This is a genomic window from Rhizobium sp. No.120 (genome assembly GCF_054558365.1).
The window spans coordinates 140,817-154,475 of sequence record NZ_BAAJNQ010000009.1 but is presented as its reverse complement, the minus strand read 5'-3'; the positions used below and the strand labels follow the sequence as shown (position 1 = coordinate 154,475).

The following is a 13,659-nucleotide window of genomic DNA, read 5'->3' as shown; positions in this document are numbered from 1 at the left end:
GAAAAATGCAGGTGCGGCCCAAAAAGGGCCGTACCGCTCCCTTTTTCATGGGCCTGCTGCGATTTCTCGTCGTGGCCGTCACCACCTATCTCGGCCTTCTGGCCGTCACCTTCTTCATCGGGCGCGTCATACCGATCGATCCGGCGCTGGCGATCGCCGGCGATCACGCGCCTCAGCAGATACTCGAGCGCCTGCGGCGCGAGATGCATCTCGACGAGCCGCTTTATCTGCAGTTCTATTATTATCTCGTAAGCGCTCTGAGCGGCGATTTCGGCACGTCGGTTCTGACGACCAATCCGGTCATGGACGACATCAGGCGCGTCTTCCCCGCGACGATGGAGCTTGCGACGGTCGGTACGATCATCGGCGCCTTGTTCGGGGTTCCCTTCGGCGTGCTTGCCGCCGTGCGCCGCAACAGCTTCATCGACCAGATCGTCCGCGTGATCGGCCTCGTCGGCTATTCCGTGCCGGTTTTCTGGCTGGCGATGGTTTCGCTCGTCATTTTCTATGCCAAGCTGAACTGGGTCGCCTATCCCGGCCGCATCGACATCGCTTATGAATACACCTTCACGCCGGTCACAGGCTTCTTTCTGCTCGACAGCGCACTGCAGGGACAATGGGACGTCTTCTGGGACGTGTTCCGCCACATCATCCTGCCGGCGTCGCTGCTCGGCTACTTTTCGCTTGCCTATATCAGCCGCATGACCCGTAGCTTCATGCTGAACGAGCTGGGCCAGGAATATATCGTCGCTGCCCGCGCCAAGGGGCTTTCCGAAACGCGGGTGATCTGGGGGCATGCCCTGCGCAGTGCCGCTGTGCCGTTGATCACCGTAATCGCGCTTTCCTATGCCGGGCTGCTGGAGGGATCCGTGCTGACGGAGATCGTCTTCTCCTGGCCGGGCATCGGCTTCTATATCACCAGCTCGCTGCGCAATGCCGACATGAATGCCGTTCTCGGCGGCACGATCGTCGTCGGCACGGTGTTCATCGGCATCAATCTGATTTCCGATCTTCTGTATCGGACGCTCGACCCAAGGACCCGACGTAAATGACTGTCGAGACCACCCAACCCAGCCTGAGGGACTGGCTGCTTTCCGACCGTCCGCAGTCGCGCCGGCAGGCGAGGCTAGGGCGCGCCTACGTCACCTCGCGGCAGTTCTCCGCCAATCGTCTGGCCGTCATCGGGCTGCTCATCATCGTCGCGCTCGTGCTGGTGGCAGCGCTTGCCGATGTGATCGCGCCGCATTCGCCTGTCATCGGCGACCTGACCAATGCCTATCTGAAGCCTCCCGGTACGCCAGGTTATCTGCTCGGCACCGACGATCTCGGCCGCGACATACTCTCGCGCCTCATCTACGGCTCGCGCTGGACGCTCTATATCGTCGTTCTGGTCGCGATCATCTCGGCACCGATCGGGCTCATTATCGGCATGGTATCGGGCTATCTGGGCGGCTGGGTCGATGTGATCCTGATGCGCATCACCGACATCTTCCTTGCGTTTCCGAAGCTGGTGCTGGCGCTTGCCTTTGCCGGCGCGCTCGGCGCGGGCATCGAGAATGCTGTCATCGCGATTGCCATCACCTCGTGGCCACCCTATGCGCGCCTGGCGCGCGCCGAAACCATGACGGTGCGGCGCTCGGACTATATCGCCGCCGTGCAGCTTATGGGTGCCTCGCCGCTGCGCATCATCTTCCGCCATGTCATGCCGCTCTGCATCTCCTCGGTGATCGTCCGCGTCACGCTCGACATGGCCGGAGTCATCCTGACGGCGGCCGGCCTCGGTTTCCTCGGTCTTGGCGCGCAACCGCCGCTGCCGGAATGGGGCGTGATGATCGCAAGTGGCTTCAAATACTATCTCGATCAATGGTGGGTGGCGGCCATGCCCGGTATCGCGATCCTCATCGTCAGTCTGGGCTTCAACCTGCTCGGCGACGGCCTGCGCGATGCGCTCGATCCGAAGGAGAGCGGGCAATGACGACGCTTCTGACCGTCGAGAACCTCAGGGTTCGTTATCCGACCCGTACTGGCGTCATCGATGCCGTGCGCGGCGTCTCCTTCACGCTCGGCCGCGAGCGGCTTGGTATCGTCGGCGAGAGCGGTTCCGGCAAATCGCAGACCGGCCGCGCCATCATGGGGCTGACCCCGCCGCATGGTATCGTCACCGCCGACACGCTTGACTTCAGCGGCATCGACCTCCTGTCGATTTCGGCAAGGGAACGCCGATCACTGCGCGGCAAGCGCATCGCCATGGTGTTGCAGGACCCGAAATATTCGCTCGATCCGGTCATGACCATCGGCAAGCAGATCACCGAGACGCTGCGCACGCATGAGAAGATTAGCAAGGCCGAAGCGCGAGACCGCGCTCTCGCCATGCTGGAAGCGGTGCAGATCCGCGATCCCGCACGCGTCTACGACCTGCATCCGCACGAAGTATCGGGCGGCATGGGCCAGCGTGTCATGATCGCCATGATGCTGATCGCCGGGCCTGAGCTGCTGATCGCCGACGAGCCGACCTCGGCGCTCGACGTCACCGTGCAGCTCGATGTGCTCAAGATCATGGACAAGCTCGTCTCCGAGCGCGGCATGGGGCTGATTTTCGTTTCACACGATCTGCGGCTGGTGTCGTCCTTCTGCGACCGGGTGATCGTCATGTATGCAGGTAAGGTGGTGGAAGAACTCAAGGCTTCCGAATTGAACAACGCCCAGCATCCCTATACGCGCGGTCTGCTGAACTGCATGCCCGTCATCGGCGAAAACAGGCATCCGCTGCCGGTGCTCGATCGCAAGCCGGAGTGGGCGGCATGACGACAGCACTCGCAGTTGATGGCCTCAGCGTAGTCTATGATGGCTACTATGCCCTTGATGCCGTTGGTATCGACGTGAACAAGGGCGAATCTTTCGGTCTGGTTGGCGAGTCCGGCTCCGGCAAATCGACGCTGCTGCGCGCCGTTGCGGGTCTCGCGCCCGTCACCGACGGCACGATCCGTGTCGACGGCGAACAATTGAAGGGGGCAAGGCGCAGCAAGGCCTTCTATCGCCAGGTGCAGATGGTGTTTCAGGACCCCTACGGTTCCCTGCATCCACGCCAGACGATCGACCGGCTGCTGCTGGAGCCGCTGTCGATTCACGGGATCGGCGACACCGAAGCCCGGATCGCCAGGGCACTGGACGAAGTCGGCCTCGGAAAGGGCTTCCGCTTCCGCTATCCGCACCAGCTCTCCGGCGGCCAGCGCCAGCGTGTCGCCATTGCTCGCGCGCTGATCGTCGAACCGTCCATCCTGCTGCTCGACGAGCCGACCTCGGCGCTCGACGCTTCCGTGCAGGCCGAGGTGCTGAACCTGCTCGAGCAGGTGCGCAAGGACCGCCATCTGACCTTCGTGATGGTGAGCCACGATCTCGGCGTCATCACGCATATGTGCGAGCGCCTGGCCGTCATGCGCAATGGTGCGGTCGTCGAGAGGCTGACGGCGAAGGAGCTTTCAGCCGGTGACGTGAAGGAAGATTACACGCGCAATCTTATGGTGGCGAGCAAGGGGTTCGTCCGCGCTTGAGCGGACAGCTCTCATCCGGCGACGCGTTAACGAACAGGCCGTTTAAACACGACCAATCGTATAGACTATTGACACCTGCCGCAATTCTGTCATGATCTCGTTAATGGCAGTTAACTTTCGTGATCCCGATGAGGGCTCAGACGTTAAGTGGAGGCAGGCATGTTTTTCATGGGTGGCATGACCATGGGCTATCTTCATCCGCCGGTTCCGGCGAAACGGGAAGGTGGACGGTCCGCTACTCTTTCCGAGGAAAGCAGCCGCCGACAGGCCGGACCTGCCGAAGAGCAGGCGGCAGATACCAGCGCCATCGAGCGCAGCTTGATTTGGGCCCGCCGCGTTCTCTGCTGATTAGGCGTTGCCGATCTTTCGGGTCCTCGACTTCAAATGGTTTAATTTTTCTCGGCCGGTGTTCTGGACGGAAATTCATCTCTACCTAATTGATAGGCAATGTATGAATATTCGTCACAGGCTTGGCCTGAGAGACATATAAGAAACGAACGGAGGCGACACATGGCGAATTTGGGTATTTCGAATACGCATGTGAATCGGTTCAATGGTTCCAAGCGCGCTGCGAATACGCGGCAAAAGATTCAAACGGCCGTTCACGTCGTCCTGTTTTCGGCTGCATTCCTCTTCGTTGCGGCCATTGTTTGCGGCATCGTCATCTAAGACGTTGTTTTGCGGAGTGGCGGCTTTGTTCTGCCGCTGATGTGAGGCCATGCGGCCCATCTCTTGAAATTTGGGAAGTTTGCAGGCTGGTCGATCAAGACTCAGCACTTTTTTCCTTGTGCGGCTTCCAATCCCGTTTCACTGGCATAGTTTTGCCGGGCAAAGAAAAGTTGCCCGAGCCGATGGAATACGCCGTGTGAAAACAGTAAGCTTCTTCCAAGAAAATTCGCTCGCGTAAGCGACCGGCGCGTCGTCATTATTGCGTCTCTTTCCGGAGAGAAGACGGATCGCTGTGATGGCATGATGGGGAGGACCTGTCTCGGCGCGGCGGCGGCGCCATTCACAGGCAGGCGTGCCGCTCAGTTCCGCACAGCCTTCAAAAGCGATGTGCTTCGAGAGGAATTTGCGAATCTTTTGAGGGGGTTCAGTTTAAGTTCATCTTCTGCGGGATATTGAGGATTCAATATGCCGAACCATGCTGAATTTCCGAAATTGGATCAATCAGCCGAAGGAGAATGCCTCATGACCTTGATCGATTTTCGTTGACGTGTGCGGATCGCTGCCGGAACCATTTGGCCGCGTATCCAGTTTCACGGGCACCCCAACCGAGATGATGGCGCAAAGTCGCTTTGATCCTTAGAACGGCCCCGTGAAAATCTTCGCCTCTATTTGTTTGTTTCAAGCCTTCATTTCGAATTCACCCCCTTCGCGCGCCGGGAAGCGAAGCAAAAGGGTCCAAATGCGTGAATTCTTGTGTCGGGTAGGGCAAAGACGATAAAGGCGACAATGCCACTCACTCTGTTTGGACCCAGAACCCGAATCCATGACATCTCAAAATCTCTCCACCGTTACGCCGCGCGATTCTGAAGCCAAGCAGATCGATCATAACGATGCGATCCGCGCCGCCTATTTCTCCAATGAGCAGATAAGGGAATGCGGCGCAGCCTTCGCCCGCAACGGCGCGAAAACCAAGCTGCCAGGCTTTGCGCCCTTCGATTTCTTCGCCCGGCACAAGGAGAACGAGAAAGAGATCCTGCGCGTCTATCGTTCGGCTAATGCCGATGTCGATGCGGGGGAATCGATCACGCCGGCCGCCGAATGGCTGCTCGACAACCATTACATCATCGAAGAGGCTATCCAGGAAGTCCGCCGCGATTTTCCGAAAAAGTTTTATGACCAACTGCAGACGCTGACCATCGACGGCATGGTGATGCCGCGCACGATGGCGCTCGCCTGGCTCTATGTCGCCCACACGCATAGCACCGTATCCAATCAGGGTCTGCTGGCGCTCGTGGAAGGTTTCCAGTCGGTGGAGATGCTGAAGATCGGCGAGCTTTGGGCCGTTCCTTCACTTGTGCGCTATATCCTCGTCGAAAACCTGCGCCGCATTTCGAGCCGCGTCGAGCAGAGCCGCATCACCCGCAAGAAGGCGAATGCCGCTGTCGATGAGCTGATCCGTCTGAACGACGACGCCAAGGTCGAAGAATTCCTGAAGACGCTCGAGCCCTACACCTCGGACAATACCTTCGCCACGCAGTTCCTCTATCGCCTGCGCGATGGCTCGCATACGTCGGGCCTTGCCGTCACCTGGCTTGAGAAGCGGCTTGCCGAGGCCGGCACCGACGCCGAAAGCGTCATGATGGCCGAGCACAATCGCCTGTCGTCAGGCAATGTGACGATGGGCAACATCATCAAGAGCCTGCGTCTCATCGACGACACCGACTGGTCCGTCTGGGTCGAAGAGGTCAGCGCCGTCGACAAGCTGCTCTGGGACGAGACCGACTACGCCAAGCTCGATCCGGGTTCGCGCAACAGCTACCGCCGCCGTATCGAAAAGCTCGCACGCCGTTCCGACAAGACCGAAATGGAAATCGCCCAGGTCGCCATGGCGATGACCGAGGCCGCCAAGGCATCGGGCGAAGGACAGCAGCGTGAGCCGAATATCGGCGACTTCATCATCGGCCAGCAGACCCAGAAGCTGGAAAAGGCGATCGGCTACCGTGTGCCGATTTCGGTGAGCTTCGTGCGTCAATGGCGCAAGCTCAACTGGCTATCGATCGCAGCCCCGGTGCTGTTCCTGACCGTCGTTGCGCTCGGTATCGTCGGCTATTTCATGCTGCATGCCGGCATGGGCTGGGCCGAGACCATCCTGCTGCTTCTGATGTTCTCTCTGCCGGCATCGGAAGGCGCCACCGGACTCTTCAACTTCTTCGTCACCATGTATCTGACGCCGGCGCGCCTCGTTGGCTACGAATTCAAGGAAGGTATTCCGGAGGAGGCCCGTACGCTGGTCGTCGTGCCGACGCTGATCGGCAACCGCGACAGCGTCGACGAGCTCGTGCGCAATCTCGAGGTCCATTATCTCGCCAATCCGCGCGGTGAAGTCTATTACGCGCTGCTCAGTGACTGGCCAGACAGCCAGGAGGAAGAGAGCGAGCGCGATCTGGAAATCCTGGATTATGCTCGCCGCGAAGTGGCTAATCTAGCTGCCCGCTATGACGAAGATGGCGTCCAGCGCTTCTATCTGCTGCATCGCCGCCGCCTCTACAATCCGGCCGAAGGCGCGTGGATGGGCTGGGAGCGCAAGCGCGGCAAGCTGCACGAGCTGAACATGCTGCTGCGCGGCGACCGCGATACCACTTTCCTGCCCGGCGCCAATATCGTGCCGAAGGACGTCCAGTATGTGATGACGCTCGATTCGGATACGCGCCTGGTGCGCGATACCGTGACGAAGCTCGTCGGTAAGCTGCATCACCCGATCAACCGCCCGGTTTTCGATCCCGAGAGCAAGCGCGTCGTGCGCGGTTACGGCGTGCTGCAGCCGCGTGTTACCCCGTCGCTGACAACCGGCAAGGATGCGTCGGTATTTCAGCGCGTCTTCTCGGTCAACCGCGGTCTCGACCCTTACGTCTTCGCTGTGTCCGACGTCTATCAGGATCTGGTGGAAGAGGGCACGTTCACCGGCAAGGGCCTCTATCACGTCGATGCCTTCGAAGCGTCGCTGAAGGGCAAGATCGAAGAGAACGCGGTTCTCAGCCACGACCTGCTCGAAGGCTCGATGGCGCGCTGCGCGCTCGTCACGGACTGCGAACTGGTCGAAGACTTCCCGATCCGCTACGAAGTCGAAGTCTCGCGCCAGCATCGCTGGGCGCGCGGCGACTGGCAGCTGCTTCCTTACCTCTTTAACCCCAAGCGCGGTGTCACCGGCCTCGGCCGCTGGAAGATGATGGACAATCTGCGTCGCTCGCTGACGCCGATCGCCTGGTTCTTCGCCTCCGTGCTCGGCTGGTACTTCATGGAGCCGTTGGCGGCGCTCATCTGGCAGATCCTGCTGATCTTCTGCCTATTCGTCGCGCCAACGCTGTCGCTCATCAACGGCATCATTCCGCGCAGCAGCGATATCGTAGCGCGTGCGCATCTCTACACGGTCTGGTCGGATATCCGTGCTGCCAATGCGCAGGTCGCGCTACGCATCGTCTTCATCGCCGACGCCGCTTGCGTCATGGCTGACGCCATCGGCCGTTCGCTCTACCGCGCCTTTGTCAGCCGCAAGTTGATGTTGCAATGGCGGACCGCTGCCAGCGCCCAGGCTGCCGCGCAAACGACCATCCTCGGCCATTACCGCGTCATGTGGCACGCGCCAGTGCTTGCGCTGCTTGCGCTTGCCTTCGCTTCACTTTCCGGCGACAACGCCTTTTTCGTCGGCATTCCCTTTGCCCTGCTCTGGGTCCTATCGCCGGCGATTGCCTGGTATGTCAGCCAATCGGCCGAGACCGAAGACAGGCTCGAAGTGCCGGAAAGCGTTTCGTTCGAATTGCGCAAGATCGCGCGGCGCACCTGGCGTTATTTTGAAACCTTCGTCGTCGAACAGCAGAACCATCTGCCACCAGACAATGTGCAGCAGACCCCGAATGCGGTCGTCGCATCGCGGACGTCACCGACCAATATCGGCGTCTATCTGCTGTCGGTCATCTCGGCGCGGCATTTCGGCTGGACGTCCTTCGAGGAAACTATCGATCGCATGGAAAAGACCATGGCGACCGTGGCGAAGCTCGAAAAGTTCCGCGGGCACCTATGTAACTGGTATCACACCGATACGCTGAAGCCGATGGGCGCTCGCTACATCTCGGCTGTCGATAGCGGCAACTTCGCCGGTCATCTGATCGCCGTCTCGTCTGCCTGCCGTATCTGGGCGGAAGCACCGTCTGCACATATGCAGGGCAATCTCGATGGTATCGGCGATGTCGCCGGCATTCTCGCCGAAACGCTTGCCGAGCTTCCGGATGACCGCAAGACGGTGCGCCCGCTACGCCGCCGCCTGGAAGAACGCATCGTCGGTTTCCAGAACGCGCTTGCTGCCGTCAAGCGCGAGCACGAATTTGCTTCCATCCGTGTCATCAACCTGTCGGTTCTGGCTCAGGATATCCAGAAACTTGCGGCAAACCTCGACCATGAGGTGAAATCCACGCAGAGCGGCGAGGTGCTCACCTGGTCGCAATCGCTGGTGAAGGTTTGCGAAGGCCATATCGCCGACAGCATCTTCGATCTCGCCAATGTGGATTCGTTGCGCCAGCGCCTGGCGAAGTTGCGCGACCAGATGCGCGAACTCGCCTTCGGCATGGAATACGCCTTCCTCTATCGTCCGGAACGGCGCCTGCTTTCCATCGGCTTCCGCGTCGAAACCAATGAGCTCGATGCGGCCTGCTACGACCTTCTGGCCTCCGAAGCCCGCCTCACCAGCCTTTTCGCCATCGCCAAGGGCGATCTGCCGACCGAGCACTGGTATCGCCTCGGCCGTCAGGTCGTGCCCGTGGGCTCGCGCGGTGCGCTGGTCTCCTGGTCAGGCTCGATGTTCGAATATCTGATGCCGCCGCTCGTCATGCAGGAGCGCCAGGGCGGTATCCTCAATCAGACGAACAATCTGGTCGTGCAGGAGCAGATAAACTACGCCAAGCGTCTCGGCTCCGACATCCCCTGGGGCATTTCGGAAGCGGCCTTCAATGCCCGCGACCACTACATGCACTACCAGTACACGAATTTTGGCGTGCCTTCCCTCGGTCTCAAGCGCGGCCTCGGCCAGAACGCCGTCATCGCGCCTTACGCCTCGATCCTCGCCAGCCAGTATCGCCCGGCTGCGGCACTGGAAAATCTGCAGAAATTGCGCAAGGTCGGCGCCCTCGGCATCTACGGCTTCCATGATGCCGTCGATTTCACGCCGACCCGCGTACCCGAAGGCAAGAAGTGCGCAGTGGTCTACAACTACTATGCCCACCATCATGGCATGTCGATCGCGGCGATCGCCAACGTCGCCTTCAACGGCCGCCTGCGCGAGCTCTTCCATGCCGATCCGGTGATCGAAGCGGCCGAACTGCTGCTGCAGGAAAAGGCGCCGCGCGATATTCCGGTCATGGCCGCCAAGCATGAAAGCGACCAGCCTGCCAATATCCAGGAAGACATGCTGCGTCCGGAGATCCGCAAGATCGCCGATCCCGCGTCGCAGGATCGCGAGCTCGCCTTCCTTTCCAATGGTCATTATTCGGTCATGCTGACCGCGACTGGCGCCGGTTACTCGCGCTGGAACGGCCTGTCGGTGTCGCGCTGGCGCGCCGATCCGACGGAAGACCGCTGGGGTACCTTCATCTTCCTGCGCGATACGGCTTCCGGTCAATGGTGGTCGGCAACCGCAGAACCGCGCAGCATCGAAGGAGAGAAGGCCAAGGTCGCCTTCAGCGATGAAAAGGTCGAGTACAGCAAGACGGTCGGCGATCTCACCAGCGACGTCGAATGCATTGTCGCGACCGAGCATGATGCCGAAGGCCGCCGCGTCACGCTGCTCAACATGGGTACGGAAGATCGCTTCATCGAGGTGACCTCCTACCTCGAGCCGGCGCTTGCGAGCGACGACGTCGATTCCGGTCACCCGGTTTTCACCCGCATGTTCGTTCGCACCGAGATCGGCAATAGCGGCGACGTCATCCGCGTCGAGCGCAACAAGCGCGACTATAACGAGCCAGACATGTCGGTCGCCCATCTGGTCGTCGACAATGCCGGGTCGGAACGTCCGACGGAATTCGAAACGGATCGCCGCAAGTTCCTCGGCCGTGGCCGTACTCTTGCGGAAGCCGCAGCCTTCGATCCGGGTGCGACGCTCTCCGGCACGGACGGCTTCACTATGGATGCCTGCCTGTCGCTGCGTCGCGTCGTGCGCGTTCCCGCCGGCAAGAAGGTCAGCGTCATCTTTTGGACGATTGCCGCGCCGAACCGCGAGGAAGTCGATAAGGCCGTCGAGCGCTACCGCAATCCCGACACGTTCGGCGTCGAGCTGACGCAGGCGTGGACCCGCACGCAGATGCAGATGCGCCATGTCGGCGTCACCTCGCAGCAGGCTGCCGCCTTCCAGAAGCTCGCCCGTTATCTTGTCTACCCGGATATGCACCTGCGCGCCGACGGCGCCACCGTGCAGGCCGGCCTGCATTCGCAGTCCGCGCTCTGGCCGGTGACGATCTCTGGCGATTTCCCGATCTTCACCCTGCGCATCAATGATGATATCGACCTCGAAATCGCGCGGGAAGCGCTGATGGCGGCCGAATATCTGCGGTCGCGCGGCATCAATGCCGATCTGGTCATCGTCAACGAACGCGCTGTCGAGCATGCGCAGGATATGCAGCGCGAACTCGACAAGTTCGTCGAGCACGTCCGCCACAATCAGGGCGACGGGTTGCGCCAGAATATCTTCTCGGTGCGCAAGGACCAGATCGAGAATGAAACCTATCAGGAGATCCTTGCCGCATCGCGCGTAATTTTCCATGCGCGCAACGGCAAGCTCGTCGATCAGATCGCGCGTGCGGCAACCCTCTTTGCCTCGACGCAAACAGATGACACCACGCCGGTCAATCGTCTCTCCGTACCGCTCGCGCTGCAGGATTCCGTCTTTGCGGCCGAGCCTATCGAGGCGCAGGACGATCTCGATTTCTGGAACGGCTATGGTGGCTTCTCCGAGGACGGCCGCGAATATGTCGTGCGTCTGCCGGGCGGTCAGTCGACGCCGCATCCGTGGATCAACGTCATCTCGAACGAGCGCTTCGGCTTCCACGTGCCCGCCGAAGGCGGCGGCTTCACCTGGAGCCACAATTCGCGCGACTATCAGCTGACGCCGTGGACAAACGACATGGTCATCAACCGTCCGGGCGAGGCGCTTTATGTCGCCGACCTCGACAGCAGCAAGGTCATGACGCCCTATGCCGGCCTGTCGTGCAATGCGAAGGTCCGTTTCGAGGCCCGTCATGGTCTCGGCTACTCGATCTTCTCGAGCGAGGAAGATGGCGTGGCGCTGGAGCTCACTCAGACCGTCGATCGCGAGCGCCCCGTCAAGCTGTTCCGCCTGCGGCTCAGCAACAAGGGCGCCGGCAGCCGGCGCCTGCGAATCTACAATTATGCGGAATGGGTGCTCGGCACCAATCAGAACAAGACCAGACCCTTCATCCTGTCGACGCTGGATGAGGAGACGGGTGCACTGTTTGCCAACAACCCCTACAGCATCGATTACTTCAAGCGAACCGCCTTCATGGCGGCGAGCGAGACGCATTCGAGTTTCTCGGCAAGCCGCCGCGAGTTCATCGGCCGCCATGGCACGATCCAGATGCCGGAAGCCGTCGTCACGGCTGCCGCGCTCTCCAACTCGACTGATCTTGATGGCGACCCCTGCGGCGCTCTGGCCTTCGACGTGATGATTTCAGCCGGCGAGCAGAAGGAAATCTGCTTCTACATGGGTGATACGGCGACCGTCGAAGAGGCCCGCGCGCTGGTTTCGGAAATCCGCAATGTTGATTTCGAGGCCGTGCTTAAGGCAGGCCGCGAATTCTGGGACGGGTTTACCGGCCATGTGAAGATCTCGACGCCGGACAAGGCAATGAACAACATGATCAACGCCTGGCTTCCCTATCAGAGCCTCGGCTGCCGCATCATGTCGCGTACTGCCTTCTATCAGTCGTCGGGTGCCTTCGGCTTCCGCGACCAGCTGCAGGATACGCTGGCATTCCTGGTGCATAAGCCGGAGCTTGCCCGCAACCAGATCCTCAATGCTGCCCAGCGTCAGTTCCGTGAGGGCGACGTGCAGCATTGGTGGCTGCCGGGCAGCGGCGCCGGCGTGCGCACGCATATTTCCGACGACGTCGTCTGGCTTGCTTATGCCATCGACCAGTACTGCACGGTGACGGGCGACAAATCGATCCTCGACGAAGAGCTCGCCTTCGTCGAAGGTGCAGCGCTGATGCCCGGAACGCATGACGTCTTCTACCAGCCGACCGTGTCGCAGGACAAAGTCAGCGTCTATGAACATGCGGCCTTGGCGCTCGATCTCGCTATCAAGCGCAAGGGCGGCAACGGGTTGCCGCTGATCCTCGGTGGTGACTGGAACGACGGCATGAACCGCGTCGGCATTCAGGGCCGCGGCGAAAGCGTCTGGCTCGGCTGGTTCCTGGCCGGCATGCTGACCGCCTTCCTGCCCTATGCCGAAGCACGCGGCGACAAGGAGCGCGTCAAGCGCTGGTCCGACCATCTGCCGGAACTGCGCAAGGCGCTGGAATCGGCGGGCTGGGACGGCGGCCACTATCGCCGCGGCTATTTCGACGACGGTAGCCCGCTCGGCTCCAGCGAGAATTTCGAGTGCCAGATCGATTCGATCGCGCAGTCCTGGAACATTCTCTCCGGCGAAGGCGACAGGGCACGCGGCGAGAAGGCGATGAATGCCGTGCTCGACAAGCTGGTGGATGACGAAAACCGCATCATCCGGCTGTTCACCCCGCCCTTTGCCAAGTCGGCGCGTGATCCGGGCTACATCAAGTCCTATCCGCCTGGCGTGCGCGAGAACGGTGGCCAATATACCCACGCTGCCACCTGGGTCGTCATGGCGCTGGCGGAAATGAATCGTGGCGACGATGCCTGGCATTGCTTCGACATGCTGAACCCGATCAACCATGCACGCGATCGTGATCAGGCCGATATCTATCGTGTGGAGCCCTATGTTGTTGCTGCTGATATTTACGGCGAAGGACAATTGACGGGCCGTGGCGGCTGGACCTGGTATACGGGCTCTGCCGGCTGGCTGTATCGCGTCGCTGTCGAAGGCATTCTCGGTATCCGAGTGAAAAACGGACGACTTTTCGTCAAGCCGGCATTGCCCTCGAACTGGGATGGCTTTACGGCGGATATCGAACTGCCGAGCGGAAATTACCGTATTTCCGTCTCAAAAGCGCCCGATGCAGCGACATACTCGGTCACGATCAATGACAGGGCGGTCGCCCATCCCGAAGAGGGCTATCCGGTCGGACAGTAGCGTTTCTGCACTGTTTCGCTTCGACGATCGGGGCCAAAGGGGAACTCTTTGGCCCCGATTGCATTTGAGTGTCGGAACAGGAGAGTTTTATGAATTCGAGGGCGG

General features: G+C 60.6%; 7 protein-coding genes. 6 read left to right on the top strand and 1 reads right to left on the bottom strand.

Annotated elements, in window-relative coordinates:
* Positions 1-5 precede the first annotated feature (5 nt).
* The 5 genes from ACYJRZ_RS22880 (at position 6) to ACYJRZ_RS22860 (ending at position 3,899) form a co-directional block, all read left to right on the top strand.
* Positions 6-1,052 carry an ABC transporter permease gene (locus tag ACYJRZ_RS22880; RefSeq protein ID WP_459462997.1) on the top strand — a complete coding sequence of 349 codons (1,047 nt, stop codon included), beginning with the start codon at positions 6-8 and terminating at the stop codon, positions 1,050-1,052.
* Entirely contained in the window at positions 1,049-1,975 is a 927-nt protein-coding gene (locus ACYJRZ_RS22875; protein WP_459462827.1) for an ABC transporter permease, read from the top strand. The genes ACYJRZ_RS22880 and ACYJRZ_RS22875 overlap by 4 nt, the downstream gene beginning before the upstream one ends.
* On the top strand, positions 1,972-2,805 hold the full coding sequence (locus ACYJRZ_RS22870) for an ABC transporter ATP-binding protein (protein WP_459462825.1): 834 nt from the start codon (positions 1,972-1,974) through the stop codon (positions 2,803-2,805). Before ACYJRZ_RS22875 ends, ACYJRZ_RS22870 begins: the two co-directional genes overlap by 4 nt.
* On the top strand, positions 2,802-3,551 hold the full coding sequence (locus tag ACYJRZ_RS22865; RefSeq protein ID WP_459462823.1) for an ABC transporter ATP-binding protein: 750 nt from the start codon (positions 2,802-2,804) through the stop codon (positions 3,549-3,551). The genes ACYJRZ_RS22870 and ACYJRZ_RS22865 overlap by 4 nt, the downstream gene beginning before the upstream one ends.
* A 159-nt stretch (positions 3,552-3,710) precedes the next feature.
* A complete protein-coding gene (locus ACYJRZ_RS22860) occupies positions 3,711-3,899 on the top strand; it encodes a hypothetical protein (RefSeq protein ID WP_459462821.1) in 189 nt (62 codons plus the stop codon).
* 114 nt (positions 3,900-4,013) lie between these two features.
* Here ACYJRZ_RS22860 and ACYJRZ_RS22855 read toward each other — a convergent pair whose 3' ends face one another.
* Positions 4,014-4,271, bottom strand: coding sequence for a hypothetical protein (locus ACYJRZ_RS22855; protein ID WP_459462819.1), 258 nt, complete (start codon positions 4,269-4,271; stop codon positions 4,014-4,016).
* Positions 4,272-5,043: 772 nt separating this feature from the next.
* Between ACYJRZ_RS22855 and ACYJRZ_RS22850 the strand changes: the two genes are divergently transcribed.
* Entirely contained in the window at positions 5,044-13,554 is an 8,511-nt protein-coding gene (locus ACYJRZ_RS22850; RefSeq protein WP_459462817.1) for a GH36-type glycosyl hydrolase domain-containing protein, read from the top strand.
* The last annotated feature ends 105 nt before the right edge of the window (positions 13,555-13,659 follow it).